We start from the raw sequence: 20722 nt of genomic DNA, 5'->3' as shown, positions 1-20722 counted from the left end.
AATGAGGCAGATGCAATGAACCTTCTACTCAAACCAGAACCCCTGACACCTGCCGCCTTTGCAGAATTCGGCGATGTGATCGATACCGATGACCGCGAGTTTTTCATGATCAACAATGGTTCGACACGCCGTTACCACCGCCTTGCCGAAGTGGAAACCGGACCAAGTGATGGCCAGGCGATCATCAGTATCTTCAGAGCACAGGGGCTGGAGATGCCTCTGCGTATCCGTATGCTTGAGCGCCACCCCCACGGCAGTCAGGCATTCATCCCACTGCTCGGCAGACCCTTTCTGGTGGTGGTTGCGCCCAAGGGCGATGAGATCAACCCCGCGGATATCCGCGCGTTCATCACTCATGGTCGTCAGGGCGTCAACTATCGCAGCGGTGTCTGGCACCACCCGGTTATTGCCCTCTTCCCCGAGGATGACTTTCTTATCGTGGACCGTACCGGTGATCTACCCAACTGCGACGAGCACTTTTTCCCGGATGATACCCTCATCACCCTGGAACCCAACCGCTGATTTGCACCAATAAATTTTATAAACGCAAAAGGCCACTGATACAGAGTTGATCAGCTGGCTGACAAGAGGTAAAGAACGTGGAAGCACATCTCATCGATTGGCTCAACCTGGGCTTGCGCTGGATTCACATGATCACAGGCATCGCCTGGATAGGTGCATCCTTCTATTTCGTCTGGCTGGAAAACAATCTGGAGCGCAAGAACCCGCGCGAGGGACTATCCGGTGATCTCTGGGCGATTCATGGCGGTGGTATTTATCACCTGGAGAAATACAAGCTTGCCCCCCCGAAAATGCCCGAGAACCTGCACTGGTTCAAGTGGGAGGCCTATGCCACCTGGTTGTCCGGTGTCGCCCTGCTGCTGGTGGTCTACTACCTGAACCCTGCACTGCACCTGATCGCGCCTGGCAGCGGCCTGACACCCCTGACAGCCGTGGCTATCGGTATCGGCTCACTGATCGTTGGCTGGTTTGTGTATGATTTTCTGTGTGAATCACCTCTGGGCCAGAAGCCGGCTCTGCTCGGCGCAGTAATCTTCCTGCTGCTGGTCGCTGCCTCCTGGGCTCTGACCCTGGTATTCACCGGTCGTGGCGCTTATATCCACGTCGGTGCCATCATCGGCACGATCATGGTCGGTAACGTATTCCGCACCATCATGCCGGGCCAGCGCGCACTCGTCAGTGCCATAGAGGAGGGCCGCACCCCGGATCCAGTCCTGCCGGGCAAGGCGCTGCTGCGCTCACGCCATAACAACTATTTCACCCTGCCTGTACTCTTCATCATGATCAGCAACCACTATCCGGCGACCTATGGCAGTGAGTACAACTGGCTGATTCTGGCAGGCATCGCAATACTGGCCGTACTGGTTCGTCATTACTTCAATACTCGTCATGAGACCAACAAGTATGTCTGGACCCTTCCTGCGGCGGCACTGGGCATGATCTGCCTGGCTTATGTTACGGCTCCCAATTACAGAATGCAGGACGCATCCGCTGCGCAATTTGGTGCCGCACCCAGCTTTACTCAGGTTGAATCGATCATGCAGGAGCATTGCGTAATATGCCATGCCACCTCTCCGAGCAGCCCCATGTTTGCATCTCCTCCCGGTGGCTTCATCATTGAAACGCCTGAGCAGATCAAGCTGAATGCAGCCAGAATACATGCTCAGACAGTTGCCACCCATACCATGCCGCTTGGTAACATGACCGGCATGACTCAGGAAGAGCGAGATGTGGTGGGCGCCTGGATCGCAGCCGGTAGCAAGCTGGATTAAGCACTTGTCTGAAGCCTGCTCAGGATGTAGAGTCGTTTCCAATACAGGAAACGAACAACCAGAAGGATTCCATGAGCAGGATTCGAGAAAAAAATCAGGATCTGATTCTCACCGCCGCCAGCGAAGTCTTTGCCGAAAAAGGCTACGCTGGCGCTAAAACCAGTGATATAGCAGACAAGGCAGGGCTCCCCAAAGCCAACGTCTATTATTACTTCCAGAGCAAGAAGAACCTCTATCAATCGGTGCTGGAAAGCATCATTGAACCCCTGATGGAAGCCTATATTCCCTTTGAAGAGGATGATGATCATCCCGCCCCGGTATTGAGCGCCTACATCCGCTCCAAACTCGAAATCTCTCGCACCCTGCCCCATGCCTCCAAGGTTTTTGCCAGTGAAATCATGCATGGCGCGCCCCATCTGTCACCAGAGATGGCTGAGCAGCTGCACAACAAGGCACGCTATATCATTGCGCGCCTGCAGAGCTGGAAAGATCGAGGTTTGATCTCACCCGCTATCGACCCACAGCACCTGCTGTTCAGTATCTGGGCTTCAACCCAGACCTATGCCGATTTCGGCTGGCAGATCTCGATCGTCAGTGGTAAGCAGGAGATGAGTGATGAAGATTACGAAGCAGCAGCCGCCACGCTGACTCAACTGGTATTGCACGGTTGCGGGATCACTCAGTAACAGCATCACCCTACTCAAAACGATTGACCTCTATCGGCTGAGGCATGAACGTGAAAGCGGTTTTCAAAGCCATAAGGAGCCGTATGATACAGCCACCACCCCGAGAAACTTCCCCTGGCGTTTCTACCCTCGACGACCTTGCAGGGCTTGCAGATTACTCGCTCATGGAATCGCTCAACTGTGATCCTGACGCGACTTTGGATGGTGCCGACCACGACCCTCGGCAGGTCTTTACAGGTCACTATGTCCCCGTCAAGCCCACCCCGATCGAAGCGCCCGAGTATATCGCTCATGGTAAGAGCCTCTTTCGTGAACTGGGCTTCGACGACAGCCTGGCGCAGACGGCCGATTTCGTTCGCGTGTTCTCCGGTGATCTTACAGAGGCTCCAGAGCCGATGCGCAAGTACGGCTGGGCATGTGGCTACGCACTCTCCATCTTCGGTACTGAATACACCCGGCAGTGTCCTTTCCAGACAGGTAATGGCTACGGAGACGGTCGCGCGGTGTCGGTGCTTGAGGCCGTCATCAACGGTAAACGCTGGGAAATGCAGTTAAAAGGTGGCGGCAGGACGCCATACTGCCGTGGCGCAGATGGCAGGGCAGTTTTGCGCTCCAGTGTTCGGGAATTCCTGGCGCAAGAGCATATGCACGCGCTCGGTGTACCGACATCACGCTCTCTGAGCTTGTATGTTTCGAAAACAGAGAAGGTCAAGCGCCCGTGGTACTCGGATGGCACACCGTCTCCGGACCCAGACAGGCTTGTATCAGAGCCAGTCGCCATCTCGACACGGGTTGCACCTTCGTTCATCCGGGTAGGTCAACTTGAGCTCTTTGGCCGCCGTGCCAGAAAAAAAGAACACCCGCAAGCAATGGAAGAGCTCAAAAAAATTGTACTGCATCTAATTGATCGAGAGTACGGTGAAGCGATCGACCCTAAGCTGGAGGTCGAAAAAAAGGTGGTGTTGCTTGCCCGTGAATTCCGCAGCCGCCTTGTATCGCTCGTTGCGAACTGGATCCGTGTCGGGTATTGCCAGGGTAACTTCAACAGTGACAACTGCGCGGCCGGTGGCTTCACACTTGACTACGGCCCATACGGCTTCTGCGATCTGTTCTCCCCACACTTTCAGCCATGGACGGGTGGCGGGCACCACTTCGCCTTCCTGAACCAACCCGTGGCCGCAGAGCGCAACTTCCAGATGTTCTGTTCAGCCATGCGCCCGTTGCTGACGGCCTCCCCTGACGCCTTATCCCTGCTGGATGAGATTCAAAATAACTTTCCAAAAGCGATGCAAGCGGAAATGGAGAGAATGTGGACTGCCAAACTTGGACTGGAGGTCTTTAATACAGAGTTGTTTAACCAGCTGACGATGCTGATGGCGCAAACGCCGGTTGATTACACGCTTTTCTTCCGCGAGCTTTCGACGATACCTGATGATATTGGTCCACTGAAAAAAAGCTTTTATACAGAATCGAGCCCTTCCGGAGTGTCCATGAAATGGACGACTGAAACAGACACCGAAGAGATGGACAGGCGCTGGTCACAATGGCTTATGAAATGGAAGTCGCTCATCAGCATAGACAGCCCGACCCGATCTCGTGAAGCGCTTTCCAGACAGATGAAACGCGTAAATCCAAAATATATTTTGCGGGAATGGCTGGTTGTTCCAGCGTATCAGCAAGCAAGTACGGGTAACTATGCTCTACTTCGAGAGTTGCAGGATGTCATGACACTACCCTACGCCGACCAAGCAAAAGATATAAATGAAAAGTATTACAGGCTTAAACCCCCGGAGCTCTTTGAGATCGGAGGGGTGTCTTATTACAGCTGCTCGTCATAAGCCTTGGTCTGCTGCGCCAGGTTCATTCTCGGAGCAGCAGCACTGTCACCGAACCAGGCCAGTTTCGACTGCAGCTCCACCACTTCCCCGACAATAATCATCGCAGGAGCCGGAAGCTGCAACTGATCCTGTTTATCGGCAATATCCGCCAGTGTACCGATCAGTATCTGCTGATCGGCAGAGGTGCCTTTGGATACGATCGCAGCGGGTGTGGTGTCTGGCTTACCATGGGCCACCAGGCCGTTACACAGGGTCCTTAGAGTATGCAGCCCCATATAGAAGACAATGGTCTGATTCGGGTGTACCAGTTCGGCATAGTTCAGCTCACTGGCACGGTTTTTCAGTTGTCCGGTGACAAACCTCACCGACTGAGCATACTGACGATGTGTCAGAGGAATGCCACTGTAGGTTGAACAGGCACTGGCAGCAGTGATGCCAGGCACCACCTGAAAGGGTATGCCCGCCTCTTTGAGTTGCTCCAGCTCCTCGCCACCACGCCCAAAGATAAAGGGATCCCCCCCCTTGAGGCGCACTACGCGCTTACCGGCTCGTGCATGATCAATCAACAGTTGATTGATCCCCTCCTGGGGTACAGCATGATTGTCGCGCTGCTTGCCGACATAGACCAGATCCGCATCACGGCGGCACAGGTCCAGCACTTCGGCCGATACCAGGCGATCATAAAAGACAATATCTGCCTGCTGCATCAGTCGCAACGCCTTGAAGGTCAGCAACTCTGGATCGCCCGGTCCCGCCCCCACCAGATAGACTTCACCCACCTGATGACCGGCATTACCTGCCTGGATCTGCTCTTCGAGTAAGCGCTCAGCCGCTTCATCCTGGCCGGCAAAGACGCGTTCAGCCACTTGCCCCTGCAACACTTTCTCCCAGAAGACACGGCGTTCACCAACGCTGCCAAGGCGCGCCTTGACCTGATCTCGGAAGCGACCGACCAACTGTCCGAGTCGGCTATAGCCACTGGGAATCAGCGTTTCAAGACGGGCACGAAGCAGGCGCGCCAGCACAGGAGACTGACCGCCAGAGCTGATACCTATCACAATGGGGGAGCGATCAACGATGGCAGGAAAAACGAAGGTACACAGAGGGGGGTTATCGACCACATTCACGGGCATCGCACGCGCCACAGCATCATAGTGAACCGATTCATTCACGCGCTCATCATCGGTGGCTGCGATCACCAGCACTTTTTCATCAAGCAGTGCGCTGTGATAACCACCAATGATGATCTGCCCATGATGGGTCTCAAGCAGCTCACGCAGCTCCGGATCCACTTCGTGGGCTACAACCGATATGACCGCACCGGCACGTGCCAGCAGTCGCGCCTTGCGCAGCGCGACATCCCCACCGCCGACAAGCAGTACCTGCCGGCCCTTCAGATCGAAAAACAGTGGCAGATAATCCACAACCCAGACCTCTGGTAAGGGCTACCACCATGGCAGCCTGAACTGATTATAGTTGAGTATGCAGTCCGCACTCACGGGTTTCTGCCGCTTTGGTCGGATCAAAATAATCATGCTCGTTCGGCAGCTTGTACTCCGCCAGATAGGCCTCTAGCTGCTCGGTTGTCCAGTCGAACAGAGGCGCCACCTTGATGACACCATCCTTGCTCGCCGTCACGATATCGAGCGTCTGACGAAACTCTGTCTGCTCACGACGGATCGCATTCAGCCACAGGTCAGGTTTCAGCTCAGCCAGCGCACGCTGGAAAGGCTCAAGTTTAACCTGACGCGTAAACTCTTCATGCAAAGGATCATCAACATCAGGTATGCCCTTCATCAGCACATTACGACGCGCCGCTGTCATCTGCGGAATGTAAGTCACGATATTCAGGTTAAGGTCCTGAATCAGCTTCTCGGCAAAACGATATGTCGCCGAAGTGTTGTAGCCGGAATCGACCCAGAGCACACGAATATCAGGTTTTACCTGAGTCGCCATATGCAGAATCACCGACTCGTAAGGCCTGAAATTGGTCGTGATCAGCGGGTTTTCAGCCTGCGCAATCGCCCAGGCCACAATCTCCTGAGCCGATTTACCGGCAAGCGCTGCATTGGACGCAGCCAGATCAATAGTCATACTTTTCCCCTGTATGGTTTCCACTGGCAATAGCTCACTGCTGACAATAGTGACGACTGATAATAGTGACTATCGTCAATTGCTTGCTACTGACAAGTCTTACTGCTGACGGTAGATGGGACGCGGATCGTCTGCTCCCGCCTGATAGCGCACACTGATCTCGGCAAACGCCTGCAAATCCGACTCGGAGAAGCGCTCATCAGAAATCATCCAGGCATTAAAGCCACAGCGTTCCATATAGCCAAGACGATCACGGCTGACATCACCGACCGCACGCACTTCACCGGTAAATCCGGCACGACGCAACAGGCGTGCCAGACTGAAACCACGCCCATCACGGAAAATGGGGAACTCAATCTCTATCAGAGCAACACGTTCCAGAAAGGGGAGCAGCTCTTCATATGGCAGCTCACCGGGTACGCGCACGCCACAACGGCCCTGATGCTGATCCAGCAGTTGTGGCAGCAGTTCAAAAGGCACGACCAGATCGGCATTACCTGTGTCAGCCGGCAGTGACTCTTCTACAAACTGCCAGGTGTTTTCAGCGATCTGTCGATCAAGCAGCAGCGGCATAGACTTTCTCCTTGAATGGATCCATACCGATACGACGAACGGTATCCAAAAAGCGTTCACCCTCAATACGCTGCTCGACATAGGTCAGCAGAATTCTGCGCAGCGTTTCAGGAACTTCATCGGCGGCCACTGATTTACCCAATACCTTGCCCAGCGAAGCGTCTTCACGGCTGGAACCGCCCAGCGTGATCTGATACCAGTCCTCACCTTTCTTATCGACACCGAGAATACCGATATGACCGACATGGTGATGACCGCAGGCATTGATGCAGCCGGACATGTTCAGGCGGATCTCACCCAGATCATAGAGATAATCCAGATCATCAAAAGCCGCATTGATATCATCGGCGATATTCAGAGTCTTGGCATTGGCCAGAGAGCAGAAATCAAAACCGGGGCAGCAGATCATATCGGTCAGGGTACCGATATTGGCGCGCGCCAGATTATGCTCTACCAGTGTCTGCCAGACGCTGTAAAGGTCAGCCTGTTTCACTTCACCCAGCACCAGATTCTGATCGTGCGTGACACGTATCTCATTGAAGCTGTACTGATTAGCCAGATCAGCGACCACCTCCATCTGCAGATCTGTCGCATCGCCGGGCGCACCCAGATGTGGCTTGAGCGACACAGTCACAATGCGATAGCCCGGTGCCTTGTGCTCACGGGTATTACGCTCATACCAGACACGGAAATCCTGATCTTCAGCCAGGTGCTGATTCAGTGATGCATCATCAGCGGCCGCAGCATCATAGGCAAACGGTGCGAAGTAACCTTTGACACGTTCCACTTCAGCATCAGTCAGGCGCAGTTCGGAATCACGGATATGCGCCCACTCGGCTTCAACCAGTTCACGGAAGGCATCAGCACCCATCGCGTCCACCAGAATCTTGATACGCGCCTTGTACTTGTTGTCGCGGCGCCCTTTCAGGTTATAAACACGCAGAATCGCTTCCAGGTAGGAGATCAGATCCTGCTTGGGCAGGAAGTCGCGAATCACCTTGCCAATAAACGGGGTACGACCCAGACCGCCACCAACCAGGACCTCAAAACCCACCTCTCCCTGATCGTTACGCACCAGATGCAGACCGATATCATGCACCTGACTGGCAGCACGATCTTCAGGACCTCCTGTCACGGCAATCTTGAATTTGCGTGGCAGGTAGGCAAACTCAGGATGCAGCGTGGACCACTGGCGGATAATTTCACACCAGGGGCGCGGATCTTCTACCTCTGTCGCCTCGATACCGGCAAAGTGGCTTGTTGTCGTGTTGCGGATACAGTTGCCCGAAGTCTGAATCGCATGCATCTGCACCTCTGCCAGCTCCGCCAGAATATCCGGTACCTGCTCCAGCTTGGGCCAGTTGTACTGAATATTGGTGCGCGTCGTGAAGTGGGCATAGCCATGATCGTAGACACGAGCAATATGTGCCAGCTTGCGCAACTGTTCGGATGACAGCAGACCATAAGGGATGGCAACCCTCAGCATGGGAGCCTGGCGCTGAATGTAGAGTCCGTTCATCAGGCGCAACACCTGGAACTCCTCTTCCGGCAGCTCCCCGGCCAGGAAGCGTCGGGTCTGATCCCGGAACTGTTCAACGCGTTCGTTCACGATGCGCTGATCGACTTCATTGTATTGATACATAATGACTTCTTTAAATTATTTGGCGACAGGTTTAAACGTTGACTCTTATCAAGCAGCGACTCTTTGTCAGGCAACCACACCTGGGAGCAACCCTTTTCAGGCCCGACATCATATCATATGCAGATTACACAAGATGAATGGAACCCCCGGCACCTGCTTACAGCGTTATTGGCGCATCATACCGGCTATGCAATATAACATAAAATAATAATTACTCATTTTAATATAGCTAAATCATATCTAAAAAAGTGATGCATGCCTACTACCTGCTGATATACCCAAATGCTATAATAAATTTCTATTTATTCTTTTTTATTTTATAAAACATCGCGGATAATCCCATCATCTATATAAGGATGAATGCAATTCGTCCCGATACCCGATCACCAGCTTGAAAAGAGTCTTAACATGAAGCCGCTGTCGCAACATCGCTTAACACATCTGAAACAGCTTGAAGCCGAGAGCATTCACATCATTCGTGAGGTGGCCGCCGAGTTCGACAATCCGGTGATGCTCTATTCCATCGGTAAAGACTCTACCGTGATGCTGCATCTGGCTCGTAAAGCCTTTCACCCTGGCATCCCTCCATTTCCGCTGTTGCATGTCGACACCACTTGGAAGTTCAAGGAGATGATCAACTTCCGCGACCAGATGGCGCGTAAGGCGGGTATGGATCTGATCGTCCATATCAACCAGGAAGGTTTGCAGATGGGCATCAGCCCCTTTGTGCACGGCTCCAAAAAGCATACCGACATCATGAAAACTCAGAGTCTGAAACAGGCCCTTAACAAGTATGGTTTCGATGCCGCATTTGGGGGTGCTCGCCGCGATGAGGAAAAGTCCCGCGCCAAGGAGCGTATCTTCTCATTCCGCGACAAGAACCATCGCTGGGATCCGAAGAATCAGCGCCCAGAGCTGTGGAACATCTTCAACACCCGTGTCGACAAGGGCGAGAGCATCCGCGTGTTTCCTCTGTCCAACTGGACCGAGCTGGATATCTGGCAATACCTCTATCTGGAGCAGATCCCGATTGTGCCACTGTACTTCTCTGCGATACGCCCCGTGGTTGAACGCGATGGCTCATTGATCATGGTCGATGATGAGCGCATGCCACTGAAGCCGGGCGAAACGCCGATGATGAAAAAGGTCCGCTTCCGCACGCTGGGGTGCTACCCGCTGACCGGTGCCGTTGAATCCAGTGCAGAAACCCTGCCGGAGATCATTCAGGAGATGCTGCTGGCCACCACCTCCGAGCGTCAGGGTCGTGTTATCGACCATGATGGTGCCGGCTCAATGGAGCAGAAGAAGATGGAAGGTTACTTCTGATCCATTCGCCCTGCACGTCCGTCAGCCACTGAATCTGTTTTAAGGTATAGAAAGTATGAGTCACCAGAGCGAACTGATTGCCAGCGATATCGATGCCTATCTGCTGCAACATGAAAACAAGGAACTGCTGCGTTTCCTGACCTGCGGCAGCGTGGATGACGGCAAGTCGACCCTGATCGGTCGCCTGCTGCACGATTCCAAAATGATCTACGAGGATCAGCTGGCTGCCATTCAGTCGGACAGTAAAAAGTCAGGCACCACCGGTGGTGAGATAGATCTTGCACTACTGGTGGATGGGCTGCAGGCCGAGCGTGAACAGGGCATCACGATAGATGTTGCCTACCGTTATTTTTCAACGGCGAAGCGCAAATTCATCATTGCAGACACACCGGGTCATGAGCAATACACCCGCAACATGGCCACCGGTGCCTCTACCTGTGATCTGGCTATCATTCTGATCGATGCCCGCCATGGCGTTCAGGTACAGACGCGCCGCCACAGCTTCATCGTATCGCTGCTGGGCATTCGTCACGTCCTGATAGCGGTTAACAAGATGGATCTGGTGGATTACAGTCAGGAGCGTTTTGAGCAGATCAAGAAAGATTACCTCGCCTTCGCATCCGATCTGAATATTCAGGATGCTCACTTTGTGCCCATGTCGGCACTGAAGGGCGATAATGTTGTTAATCCGTCAGAGCACATGCCCTGGCACAAGGGCGAGCCCCTGATGCAGCTTCTTGAGAATATCGAGATAGCTCAGGACTATAATTTTGATGAACTGCGCTTCCCGGTGCAGTTTGTGAATCGCCCGAACCTGAATTTCCGTGGTTACTGCGGTACCATCACCTCCGGTATTGTGCGCCCGGGTGATGAGATCACCGTGCTGCCATCCGGTAAGAAGAGCCGAGTCAAATCGATAGTCACTTTTGATGGCGATGTCGAGGAAGCCTTTGCACCGATGGCCGTGACGCTGACACTCGAAGATGAAATCGATGTGTCACGCGGCGATATGATCGTGCACAGTGGCACCGATGCAAAAACCAGCAACCGCTTCGATGCTCATCTGGTGTGGATGTCTGAATCCGAACTGGTACCGGGGCGCAACTACGAGGTCAAACTGGCCACCTCCCGCAATGCCGGACAGGTCAGCGCCATACGTCACCGTATCGACGTTAATACCCGCGAGCACTTCCCGGCTGCGACCCTCAATCTGAATGAGATCGCACGTGTTGAAGTGGTCGTCGAGCGCCCTGTCATCGCCGACAACTACAAACTGCACAAAGGCACTGGTTCATTTATTCTGGTGGATCGTCTGACCAACAGCACAGTCGCTGCCGGCATGATTCTGGAGGCCGGTGACAGCCTGGAAGCCATGACTGTCGTCGACAGCAGCCTGATCGATGAAAAACAGTGGGAACAACGCCTCGGTCAGAAAGCCCAGGTTGTACAGATCAGCGGCGGCAATGAAAGCGATCGCAGAAAGTTGATCTATACGCTGGAAAAACGCCTGTTTGATCTTGGCCGTCTGCCATTGGTACTGCAAACCGAGACACTGAGCCCGGCCCTGCAAAGCCATACCGCAGACCTGTCCGGCTGGCTGCAGGGCAAGGGCTTCATTCTCCTGACCGATGTTGCCACTCAGATTGATGACGCCATCGAGGTCAACCTGGATAAAGTGGGTGAGAGTAGCCTTGTTTCGGTCGTCACTGAGCTGCTGAACCGCATCGAACAGCACAATAAAAGCTGATTAAGCCATTTATCATCCCGCTTGCTGTACCGTAAGCGGGATGATTCCGCTAAAATTGACGTTTCGCTGATATACCAACGACTTTTCGTTTATCTGGACGAACCGGCCATCTCATGACAACCGACTTTCTACTGATACTGATCAGTACCGTACTGGTTAACAACTTTGTGCTGGTACAGTTTCTTGGGCTTTGCCCCTTCATGGGCGTGTCCAACAAGCTGGAAACTGCCATGGGCATGTCACTGGCGACAACCTTTGTGCTGACGCTGGCTTCTGTCTGCAGCTATCTGGTTTACCGCTACCTGCTGATCCCGTTTGATATCACCTATCTGCGCACCATCTCATTTATTCTGGTGATTGCCGTCGTGGTTCAGTTCACCGAAATGGTCGTACATAAAACCAGCCCCTTGCTGCATAAGCTCCTGGGCATATTTCTTCCCCTTATCACAACCAACTGTGCCGTACTCGGTGTTGCCCTGCTGAATATTCAGAAGCAGAATAATTTTGTTGAATCCATCGCCTATGGTTTCGGTGCAGCTGTCGGCTTTTCCATGGCACTGATACTCTTTTCTGCGCTGCGTGAGCGCATTGTCGTGGCAGACATACCAACCCCCTTTCGCGGCGCTGCCATCGGCATGATCACAGCAGGGCTCATGTCACTGGCATTCATGGGCTTTACCGGCCTGGTCCAGTTCTGAGGTGGTAGACTGATGAGTACCATACTGACTGCCGTACTGGCTCTGTTGCTACTTGCCGCCGCATTCGGACTACTGCTGGGCTATGCGGCTGTGCGCTTCAGGGTTGAAGGTGACCCGATCGTAGAGCAGATAGATGCCATCCTGCCCCAGACACAATGCGGCCAGTGTGGCTACCCCGGCTGCAAGCCCTACGCCGAAGCGATATCCAATGGCGATGCCATCAACAAGTGTCCACCAGGTGGCCAGGCAACCATTGATGCTTTGGCTGATCTACTGGATCTGGAGCCCATCCCACTGGACTCAGAACATGGCGAAGAGAAACCCAAGACCGTTGCCTACATTCGCGAGGATGAGTGTATCGGTTGTACCAAGTGTATCCAGGCCTGCCCGGTTGATGCCATTCTTGGTGCCGCCAAACAGATGCATACCGTGATCATCAGCGAATGTACCGGCTGTGACCTGTGTGTAGAGCCCTGCCCTGTTGACTGCATCGACATGATTCCACTGCCGGTCACTCCCAACAACTGGCGCTGGCCGGCTCCGGTATCAGACCCCAGCCTGATCCTGACTGACCGTGGTCGCGGGCATCTGATGCAGGAGAGTGCATGATGGTCAAGGTCTACAATTTTCATGGTGGCATTCATCCACCCGACAACAAAAAACACTCGACGCGCTCGCCAATCCGCCCTGCGCCACTGCCCGATCGACTGATTCTGCCGCTGCAACAGCATATCGGCCACCCAGCCACACCCTTGGTTGCAGTTGGTGACTGCGTCCTGAAGGGGCAGAAAATCGCAGAGCCGGCCGGCCGCATCAGTGCCGCCGTACATGCACCTACATCTGGCAGAATCAGCTATATCGGCCCACATCCGATCCCACACGCATCCGGCCTTGAGGCAGATACCATCGTGCTCGATAGCGACGGTAAGGATGAATGGATAACACATCAACCGATCAGCGACTATCGCCAGATGAAGAAAAGCGAGCTGATCGATTTTATCCGTGAGGCCGGTATTGCAGGCCTGGGTGGTGCGGGCTTCCCGACCGATGTCAAACTGCACCTGGGTGATGATCATATCGTCAACACGCTGATCATCAACGCAGCCGAGTGCGAACCCTACATTACGGCCGATGACATGCTGCTCAGAGAGCGTGCAGATCAGGTGCTGTCTGGCATTGAAATACTGGCTCACCTGCTGCAACCCAGCCATATCCTGATCGGCATAGAGGACAATAAGGCACATGCGATACGTTCACTCAGTGATGCACTGCAGCAGACTCAGTTAAAGACGAAGCTGAATATTGATCTGGTTGTTGTGCCCACCAAATATCCGTCCGGTGGCGAAAAGCAGTTGATCAAACTGCTGACCAATGTCGAAGTCCCCAGCGGCAAGATACCCGCTGATGTCGGTATCGTCTGTCAGAATGTCGGTACAGCTGCAGCTATCCACCGTGCCGTACATCTGGGCGAACCTCTGATTTCTCGTATTGTTACGGTTACCGGTGAAGCCGTCGGCCACCCACAGAATCTGGAAGTGCTGATCGGCACCCCCTTTGAAACACTGCTGCAAGCTTCTGAGGTTGATCATAACAGGCTTTTCCGCCTGGTTATGGGCGGGCCGATGATGGGTATTTCGGTCGAAAATGACCAGATCCCGGTCATCAAAACCACCAACTGCATCATTGCCGCCACCTATGATGAGATGCCCCCGGCACCACCGGCTCAGCCCTGTATACGCTGCGGCATGTGTGAGCAGGTATGTCCGGCTGAGTTGCTGCCTCAGCAGCTGTACTGGTTTGCCAAGGGTCGTGAGTTTGACAAAGCCAGGCACCATAATCTGTTCGACTGTATTGAGTGTGGCGCTTGTGCTTATGTCTGCCCGAGCAGCATCCCATTGGTGCAGCACTATCGTTTTGCCAAGTCCGAGATTCGCAATGAAGAGGCTGAGCAGAAAAAAGCCGACCATGCTCGCATACGCTTTGAAGCACGCCAGGCACGACTTGAGCGCGAACTGGCCGAAAAAGAGCAGAAGCGCAAAGAACGAGCCGAAGCTGCTGCCAAGCAGCAACTGCTGCGTCAACGAGCTGAGGATGCCAAGCCCGCTGCTGAGCAAAGTAACGAGGCAGAACTCAAGCAGCTCAAGACCGCGGCGGCCATAGCGCGCACAAAACTCAAGAAGGCGCGTGATGCCCTCAAGAATGCAGAGGATAAAGGCCAGGAAGGTATCGAAAAAATGCAGGAGACCGTCAAGGATCTTGAGCTGAAAGCGGAGCAGGCACATAACGCCTGGATCAGCGCCGGTGGAGAAGATCCAGCTGCGAAAGCCTCCCCCAGCATACAACAGGAAACGGAGTCACTGTGATCGACGCTTATCTCATCAGGATCACTACAGGATCAACCAAGCCATGTCACTGATTCGCTTAAGCTCCCCTCACGTGTTCAAGGCCAACACCAGTGCCGCAGTGATGCAGCAGGTACTGCTGGCTACCCTGCCAGCCATTTTCGCCATGACGCTGTTCTTCGGCTGGGGCACGCTGATTCAAATCACGCTCGCCATGCTGCTGGCTCTGAGCTTTGAAGCGATCTGCCTGTTACTGCGCAAACGCTCACTGCGTTTTTTCCTGACAGATGGCAGCGCTCTGGTGACGGCAGTGCTGCTGGGCCTGGCGATACCTCCTTTTGCGCCCTGGTGGGTAATGGCCGTGGGCATTTTCAGCGCCATCGTGCTCGCCAAACATCTTTACGGCGGCCTGGGTAACAATCCCTTTAATCCCGCCATGGTGGCTTATGCGCTGCTGCTGATCTCTTTTCCTGTCGAGATGACACGCTGGACACTTCCGTTTGTCATACAGGGTGATGGCTGGCAGGTTGCCAGCTTCGCGGATACTCTGCGACTGATTTTCATGGGTATGGAGCCCGTCTGGCTGGATACCCTGACAGGCGCCACGCCACTGGACGTACTCAAGAACCGTGGCGGCATGACCACCGAAGAAGTATGGCGCAGCTCAGCCGTACTGAGCCAGGGCGTATTTGCCTGGTATGCTGTCAGCGGCGCCTACCTGATGGGCGGCATATACCTTCTCTATCGCAAAATTTTCACCTGGCACGCACCCGTTGCCATGCTCGCCACACTATTCATCATGGCCAGCCTGGTTTACGGTATTGATCCCTACAACTATGCCGATCCTTTTGTACATCTGGGTGTCGGTGCCACCATGATGGGCGCATTCTTCATTGCCACAGACCCTGTCTCCTGCGCCACCAGCAACAAAGGCAAGATCATTTTCGGTATCGGCGCCGGCCTGCTGGTCTATATCATCAGAACCTGGGGTAACTATCCCGATGCGGTAGCCTTTGCCATTTTGCTGATGAATCTGGCCGCACCTTTCATCGATCTCTATACCCAGCCGCGCAGCTATGGCCATGCCCGTGCTCGTGTGGGCATCAAGGATAAGGGGTAAACGATGGAACTACTCATCTCGATGCGACGCAGCACCCTGGGCATCGCTCTGTTTGCAGCTGTGACGGCTGGTGTTATTGCGGTGACTCAAGTGATGACACGAGAGCGCATATCACAGAATCAACAGGAGCACCAGGCACGTGCACTTTACGAAATCCTGCCACGCGAGCTGGATGACCAGTTGCACAGGCAGTCGATCCTGATCAGCGCTCCTGAGCTGGGGTTTGCTGAACCGATCACCGTCTATCAGTCAATCCAGAATAATGAGGTAGAGGCCGTGATTCTGCCGGCAATCGCGCCTGATGGCTACAGCGGCGATATACGCATGCTGGTAGGTATATGGCGTGATGGTCGTGTAGCAGGGGTTCGTGTGCTTGAGCATAAGGAAACACCAGGCCTGGGTGACAAGGTTGAGCTTGCAAAGTCCAACTGGATACTGTCTTTTGATGATAAAGCGATGGACAGCTCAAACGATCCTCGTTGGCGGGTGCGCAAGGATGGTGGTGATTTTGATCAGTTTACAGGAGCGACCATCACACCGCGTGCCGTGGTCAGAGCCGTTGCCAGAACCGTGCAGTTTTATGAGAGCCGACGACCAGAGCTACTGACACCAGCCACCGAACAGGACGCCCACCTTACCGTATCAGGAGATGAGTCATGAGTGCAGATTATCGCAAGATCACGCTGGACGGTCTCTGGCACAACAACCCAGCTCTGGTCCAGTTGCTGGGTCTTTGCCCACTGCTGGCGGTGACAGGCACAGTCGTCAATGCCATAGGTCTGGGCCTCGCCACCACCCTGGTGCTGATCGGCTCCAATCTTACAGTCTCAATGTTTCGCAGCCTCGTACCTGAGTCAGTTCGGTTGCCGATATTCGTTATGATCATCGCGGCATTTGTGACGGCCATCGAGCTGCTGATGCAGGCTCTGACCTACGACCTGTATCTTATTCTGGGCATTTTCATTCCCCTGATTGTCACCAACTGCGCGATCATGGGTCGTGCCGATGCCTTTGCCTCCAAAAACACGGTTGCTGCATCCGTTACCGATGGTGTCATGATGGGCGTGGGGTTCACCGCAGTACTGATGCTGCTGGGCGCGATGCGCGAAGCACTGGGGCTGGGTACACTTTTCAGCAATATGCAGTTACTGTTCGGGCCGAACGCCAGCAACTGGCAGATCACGCTGATTGAAGATTATCGCGGTTTTCTGTTTGCCATCCTTCCTCCGGGCGCTTTTGTCGGCATGGGCCTGTTGATCGCGTTGAAAAATATCCTTGATACCCGCATCAAAGCACGCCGAAAACAGGCCCAGGAGCAGCCGACAGGCAGCAAGCGGGTCAGAGTCACCGGCTGATCAAAAACAACTTTACACCCGCAGCTCAGACTCCTCTCTATCCAGAGGTTGAGCTGTGGCATATCCATCTGCCGACGCAAGTTTAGCAGGCCCTCCCCAGACATTAGACCCAGACATTAGGCTGTACTAAATTATTATCTAACGCTTTATTCTATGTGATTTTTTTTACACTTATTGTTTGAATATTACACAATATTTCTTTAATCTTGGCCCTTCACTTTCGAGAACAACAATAACTTTCAGGAGCTAAGGTGGCGAATCCCATTCCCATTGTCATATGCGATGACTCCCGCCTTGCCCGTCGTCAGATGATCCGGGCGCTACAGCACTGGAATGTTGAAATCACCGAAGCGGAGCACGGACTCCAGGCACTTGAAGCAATTCGTGCACAACAAGGCCACCTTGTTTTTCTCGATCTGAACATGCCGATCATGGATGGTTATGAAGTACTGGAGAGGATACGACGTGACGACCTTCCCGCTCTGGTCATCGTCGTATCCGGCGATATTCAACCGGATGCACAGGCGCGTGTACAGGCTCTTGGCGCGATCGGTTTCATCAAGAAACCCGTCAGTGTCGAGATATTGAACCAGGCCCTGTCAGACTACGGCTTGCTGGGTGAGCTCGAAAAGCGTCCAGACACCAAGCCTGCCACACCTATTCTGGCTGGCACCCGAAACAAGGTTTTGCCGAATGCGACACAGCAACTCTGTGAATACTCACAGGAGCTTGCCAATGTGTCCATGGGGCGAGCAGCCAATCTGTTGGCACAGTTGTTGAATGTTTTCATTGAGTTGCCGATTCCCCGAGTCAAGCTGATCAGTATTGCCGAACTCGATATGGCTTTGAAAGCCACCACGGGGAAAGAGCCGGTCACCACCATCTCTCAGAGTTTTATCGGCCCGGGCATCGCAGGCGAAGCGCTTCTGATGTTCAATGACTCATCCATACCTGATATTGCCAGGCTGCTGCACCACGAAGGTGAAATCACTGACGCTATTGAGCGCGAATTGCTGATGGATATAGCCAACGTTCTGATCGGTGCCTTCATCAGCAGCACCGGCAATCAGTTGGATCTTAACTTCAGCCAGGGCACCCCACAGATTCTGGGGCTGCATTGTGCACCACCCGATCTACAGCAGGAAAAACCCCGCTGGAAGCAAACCCTGGCAATTGAGATAGACTATAAGATTGAGGGCCACGCAGTCAGTTGCGACCTTCTTATCCTGTTCACGGAAGATTCTCTGTCAGCACTTTCAGAGCTACTGGAGCACCTCGAATGAAGTTAGGTGAGCAGAACATCAGTATTGAAGAGTTCCACTGGCAACTGGGCCTTTTGCAAACCCTGGATGTCGGCCTGATTGTACTGGATCATGACTTCAAGATTCAGCTATGGAACAGCTTCATGGTGAACCATTCCGGCATCAGCGACAGTAAGGTACGCAATAAATCTCTGTTCGATACCTTTCCCGAGCTGCCCGCTACCTGGCTCAAACGCAAGCTGAACAGTGTGTTTCTGCTGAATAACCGAGCCTTTATCACCTGGGAAGAGCGTCCCTATCTGTTTCGCTTCAAGTCCTACCGCCCCATCACCGGGCGCGCCGACTTCATGTATCAGAACATCACTCTGATTCCTCTTGCATCTCCAAGCGGCCAGGTGGAGCATCTGGGCATTCTTATCTATGATATGACCGATGCCGCAGTCAGCCGTCTGGACCTGCAGCAGGCCAATGCCGAGCTATCACAGCTGAGCCGAACTGATCGTCTGACCAAGCTGAATAACCGTGGTTACTGGGAAGAGTGTGTCAAGCACGAGTTTGAGCGCTATGTACGCACCCAGATTCCCAGTTCTCTGGTTATGCTTGATATAGATCACTTCAAACCAATCAACGATACTCTGGGCCATCTGGCGGGTGATGAGGTGATCCGAAAGCTTGCCAGCGAAATCAGTCACCATGCACGTGCCACTGATATTGCGGGCCGTTATGGTGGCGAGGAGTTCGGCATCCTGCTGGTGAACACTCCAGCGGCCAATGCAGAAATTTTTGCCGAGCGCCTGCGCTCCGCTGTGGAAGGGCTGGATATCCGATACGATGACAAACGGATCGATATCACTGTCAGCATTGGCATTGCTGAGGTGGATAACCTGCAGGATGACTATCATCGCTGGATCGAGCAGACTGACCAGGCACTCTATTTCTCCAAGGAGCATGGCCGTAACCGAGTGACGGTATTCAGCCATATATCCAAATAACTGACACAATCGAAACAAGAAATATACGATGAATGCTGAGAAGCGTTATCAGATCTTTTCACGCCTGCGTGAGCAAAACCCCGAACCCCGAACCGAACTGGAATACACCTCCCCCTTTGAACTGCTGATTGCCGTCATGCTATCTGCTCAGGCAACTGATATCAGCGTCAATAAGGCTACCCGCAAGCTCTACCCTGTCGCCAATACGCCTGAATCGATTCTGGCCTTGGGTGTGGATGGGCTGAAGCACTATATCCGTACAATCGGCCTGTTCAATACCAAAGCGGAAAATGTGATCAAGACCTGCCGCATTCTGATTGAGGAGCATGGCAGTGAAGTACCACCCAGGCGCGAGGCGCTGGAAAAGTTGCCGGGAGTGGGCCGCAAAACAGCCAATGTCGTGTTGAATACGGCATTCGGTCAACCTGCCATGGCAGTTGATACCCATATATTCAGAGTATCCAATCGTACCCGGATAGCACCGGGTAAGAATGTGCTTGAGGTTGAGCATAAACTGATGCGCCATGTGCCGAAAGAATTTCTACTGGACGCACACCACTGGCTGATTTTGCATGGCCGCTATGTCTGTACCGCACGAAAGCCAAAGTGTGGCTCCTGCATTATTGAAGACCTCTGCGAATACAAGGAAAAAAGTGAGTAATCCTGCAAATACTTTGATGAAATATGCAGTTTTGCAGCCTTTATCCACACCCGCTCTTACTCACACTTTCTGTGGATAAAACTGTGAGTAGTTTTGGGATCAATACCTCAATCCAACGTATTTCGGGGCCTTCAGCAGATTGGTACAAAAACAAACAGCCAATATAAATACTAATTAATTCAATAAGTTATATAAATCAATAGGCGTAAATAAAAATTTCACCGCTATCAAGGATTTTTCATCCAGACCCGAAAGCAAGGTGTGCAAAAGTCAAGTGGGAGGTTTGGAAAAAGGCACGATTCATGCCTTTACCCATATTTATAGGAGGGTTATTCGGGAAGCTCAATTTCAATATGTGTAAGAGGCCTGCAGCAGCAGGTCAGAATCTCGTCATCCTGTAGATCCACCAGGGCATCCTGGACCATTTCGACCTCACCATCCAGCAGTCTGACCTTACAACTGCCACAGTAGCCACCGCGACAGTTATAAGGTGCAGGAATATCCTGCACCTCCAGAGCGTCCAGCAGAGAGAACTCATACTGATAGTAAAAGGTATGGTAGTTGTTGACCTTGACGCGTGGTATACCTGCCAT

The 20722-nt window shown here is 53.3% G+C and carries 20 protein-coding genes; 15 read left to right on the top strand and 5 right to left on the bottom strand.

Features of this window, described 5'->3' with window-relative positions; all coding sequences use genetic code 11:
• Positions 1-15: 15 nt before the first annotated feature.
• The 4 genes from F7R27_RS06285 (at position 16) to F7R27_RS06270 (ending at position 4317) form a co-directional block, all read left to right on the top strand.
• Positions 16-522, top strand: a complete 507-nt coding sequence (locus F7R27_RS06285; protein ID WP_151703381.1) for an ureidoglycolate lyase — start codon at positions 16-18, stop codon at positions 520-522.
• A gap of 77 nt (positions 523-599) precedes the next feature.
• A complete protein-coding gene (locus F7R27_RS06280) occupies positions 600-1793 on the top strand; it encodes a urate hydroxylase PuuD (RefSeq protein ID WP_151703380.1) in 1194 nt (397 codons plus the stop codon).
• Between the two features lie 71 nt (positions 1794-1864).
• Entirely contained in the window at positions 1865-2479 is a 615-nt protein-coding gene (locus F7R27_RS06275; RefSeq protein ID WP_151703379.1) for a TetR/AcrR family transcriptional regulator, read from the top strand.
• 83 nt (positions 2480-2562) lie between these two features.
• The gene (locus F7R27_RS06270; RefSeq protein ID WP_151703378.1) at positions 2563-4317 is read left to right on the top strand and encodes a protein adenylyltransferase SelO; all 1755 of its coding nucleotides are present in this window, start codon (positions 2563-2565) and stop codon (positions 4315-4317) included.
• Here F7R27_RS06270 and cysG read toward each other — a convergent pair.
• From cysG to F7R27_RS06250, 4 genes are all read right to left on the bottom strand, one after another.
• Positions 4299-5741 (bottom strand): siroheme synthase CysG, encoded by a 1443-nt coding sequence (gene cysG / locus F7R27_RS06265; protein WP_151703377.1) that lies wholly within the window; start codon positions 5739-5741, stop codon positions 4299-4301. The two genes, F7R27_RS06270 and cysG, sit on opposite strands and share 19 nt — an antisense overlap.
• A 46-nt stretch (positions 5742-5787) precedes the next feature.
• Entirely contained in the window at positions 5788-6411 is a 624-nt protein-coding gene (locus F7R27_RS06260; protein ID WP_151703376.1) for a phosphoadenosine phosphosulfate reductase domain-containing protein, read from the bottom strand.
• A gap of 99 nt (positions 6412-6510) precedes the next feature.
• Positions 6511-6984 carry a DUF934 domain-containing protein gene (locus F7R27_RS06255; RefSeq protein ID WP_151703375.1) on the bottom strand — a complete coding sequence of 158 codons (474 nt, stop codon included), beginning with the start codon at positions 6982-6984 and terminating at the stop codon, positions 6511-6513.
• On the bottom strand, positions 6968-8626 hold the full coding sequence (locus tag F7R27_RS06250) for a nitrite/sulfite reductase (protein ID WP_151703374.1): 1659 nt from the start codon (positions 8624-8626) through the stop codon (positions 6968-6970). The genes F7R27_RS06255 and F7R27_RS06250 overlap by 17 nt, the downstream gene beginning before the upstream one ends.
• A 408-nt stretch (positions 8627-9034) precedes the next feature.
• On the opposite strand from F7R27_RS06250, the gene cysD reads away from it, so the two are divergent.
• From cysD to nth, 11 genes are all read left to right on the top strand, one after another.
• Positions 9035-9952: a sulfate adenylyltransferase subunit CysD gene (gene cysD, locus F7R27_RS06245; protein WP_420846615.1), complete on the top strand. Its 918-nt coding sequence runs from the start codon at positions 9035-9037 to the stop codon at positions 9950-9952.
• 55 nt (positions 9953-10007) lie between these two features.
• The gene (gene cysN, locus F7R27_RS06240; protein WP_151703373.1) at positions 10008-11699 is read left to right on the top strand and encodes a sulfate adenylyltransferase subunit CysN; all 1692 of its coding nucleotides are present in this window, start codon (positions 10008-10010) and stop codon (positions 11697-11699) included.
• 113 nt (positions 11700-11812) lie between these two features.
• Positions 11813-12397: an electron transport complex subunit RsxA gene (gene rsxA / locus F7R27_RS06235; RefSeq protein ID WP_151703372.1), complete on the top strand. Its 585-nt coding sequence runs from the start codon at positions 11813-11815 to the stop codon at positions 12395-12397.
• A gap of 12 nt (positions 12398-12409) precedes the next feature.
• A complete protein-coding gene (rsxB, locus tag F7R27_RS06230) occupies positions 12410-13006 on the top strand; it encodes an electron transport complex subunit RsxB (RefSeq protein WP_151703371.1) in 597 nt (198 codons plus the stop codon).
• Positions 13006-14760, top strand: a complete 1755-nt coding sequence (gene rsxC / locus F7R27_RS06225) for an electron transport complex subunit RsxC (protein ID WP_151703370.1) — start codon at positions 13006-13008, stop codon at positions 14758-14760. Before rsxB ends, rsxC begins: the two co-directional genes overlap by 1 nt.
• 43 nt (positions 14761-14803) lie before the next feature.
• Positions 14804-15859, top strand: a complete 1056-nt coding sequence (locus F7R27_RS06220; RefSeq protein ID WP_151703369.1) for an RnfABCDGE type electron transport complex subunit D — start codon at positions 14804-14806, stop codon at positions 15857-15859.
• A gap of 3 nt (positions 15860-15862) precedes the next feature.
• Positions 15863-16519: an electron transport complex subunit RsxG gene (gene rsxG, locus F7R27_RS06215; RefSeq protein ID WP_151703368.1), complete on the top strand. Its 657-nt coding sequence runs from the start codon at positions 15863-15865 to the stop codon at positions 16517-16519.
• Complete coding sequence (locus F7R27_RS06210; protein ID WP_151703367.1) at positions 16516-17214, top strand: electron transport complex subunit E; 699 nt, start codon at positions 16516-16518, stop codon at positions 17212-17214. The genes rsxG and F7R27_RS06210 overlap by 4 nt, the downstream gene beginning before the upstream one ends.
• A 251-nt stretch (positions 17215-17465) precedes the next feature.
• On the top strand, positions 17466-18497 hold the full coding sequence (locus tag F7R27_RS06205; RefSeq protein WP_240776260.1) for a response regulator: 1032 nt from the start codon (positions 17466-17468) through the stop codon (positions 18495-18497).
• Positions 18494-19468 carry a sensor domain-containing diguanylate cyclase gene (locus tag F7R27_RS06200; protein WP_151703366.1) on the top strand — a complete coding sequence of 325 codons (975 nt, stop codon included), beginning with the start codon at positions 18494-18496 and terminating at the stop codon, positions 19466-19468. The genes F7R27_RS06205 and F7R27_RS06200 overlap by 4 nt, the downstream gene beginning before the upstream one ends.
• A gap of 28 nt (positions 19469-19496) precedes the next feature.
• On the top strand, positions 19497-20129 hold the full coding sequence (nth, locus tag F7R27_RS06195) for an endonuclease III (RefSeq protein WP_151703365.1): 633 nt from the start codon (positions 19497-19499) through the stop codon (positions 20127-20129).
• Between the two features lie 329 nt (positions 20130-20458).
• Here the strand turns inward: nth and yfaE are convergent, their stop codons facing one another.
• Entirely contained in the window at positions 20459-20722 is a 264-nt protein-coding gene (gene yfaE / locus F7R27_RS06190; RefSeq protein ID WP_151703364.1) for a class I ribonucleotide reductase maintenance protein YfaE, read from the bottom strand.

This window comes from Nitrincola alkalilacustris, from assembly GCF_008973755.1.
GTDB lineage: Bacteria > Pseudomonadota > Gammaproteobacteria > Pseudomonadales > Balneatricaceae > Nitrincola > Nitrincola alkalilacustris.
This window is presented reverse-complemented; position numbering and strand designations above follow the sequence as displayed.

Bases quoted from the DNA above. Each gene is read 5' to 3' on its own strand.
- rsxA (WP_151703372.1), top strand. From the start codon at position 11,813: ATGACAACCGACTTTCTACTGATACTGATCAGTACCGTACTGGTTAAC.
- F7R27_RS06220 (WP_151703369.1), top strand. From the start codon at position 14,804: ATGTCACTGATTCGCTTAAGCTCCCCTCACGTGTTCAAGGCCAACACC.
- F7R27_RS06285 (WP_151703381.1), top strand. From the start codon at position 16: ATGAACCTTCTACTCAAACCAGAACCCCTGACACCTGCCGCCTTTGCA.
- F7R27_RS06255 (WP_151703375.1), bottom strand. From the start codon at position 6,984: ATGCCGCTGCTGCTTGATCGACAGATCGCTGAAAACACCTGGCAGTTT.
- F7R27_RS06270 (WP_151703378.1), top strand. From the start codon at position 2,563: ATGATACAGCCACCACCCCGAGAAACTTCCCCTGGCGTTTCTACCCTC.
- F7R27_RS06200 (WP_151703366.1), top strand. From the start codon at position 18,494: ATGAAGTTAGGTGAGCAGAACATCAGTATTGAAGAGTTCCACTGGCAA.
- cysD (WP_420846615.1), top strand. From the start codon at position 9,035: ATGAAGCCGCTGTCGCAACATCGCTTAACACATCTGAAACAGCTTGAA.
- rsxB (WP_151703371.1), top strand. From the start codon at position 12,410: ATGAGTACCATACTGACTGCCGTACTGGCTCTGTTGCTACTTGCCGCC.
- rsxG (WP_151703368.1), top strand. From the start codon at position 15,863: ATGGAACTACTCATCTCGATGCGACGCAGCACCCTGGGCATCGCTCTG.
- F7R27_RS06260 (WP_151703376.1), bottom strand. From the start codon at position 6,411: ATGACTATTGATCTGGCTGCGTCCAATGCAGCGCTTGCCGGTAAATCG.
- nth (WP_151703365.1), top strand. From the start codon at position 19,497: ATGAATGCTGAGAAGCGTTATCAGATCTTTTCACGCCTGCGTGAGCAA.
- F7R27_RS06250 (WP_151703374.1), bottom strand. From the start codon at position 8,626: ATGTATCAATACAATGAAGTCGATCAGCGCATCGTGAACGAACGCGTT.
- F7R27_RS06275 (WP_151703379.1), top strand. From the start codon at position 1,865: ATGAGCAGGATTCGAGAAAAAAATCAGGATCTGATTCTCACCGCCGCC.
- F7R27_RS06210 (WP_151703367.1), top strand. From the start codon at position 16,516: ATGAGTGCAGATTATCGCAAGATCACGCTGGACGGTCTCTGGCACAAC.
- yfaE (WP_151703364.1), bottom strand. From the start codon at position 20,722: ATGGCAGGTATACCACGCGTCAAGGTCAACAACTACCATACCTTTTAC.
- rsxC (WP_151703370.1), top strand. From the start codon at position 13,006: ATGGTCAAGGTCTACAATTTTCATGGTGGCATTCATCCACCCGACAAC.
- cysN (WP_151703373.1), top strand. From the start codon at position 10,008: ATGAGTCACCAGAGCGAACTGATTGCCAGCGATATCGATGCCTATCTG.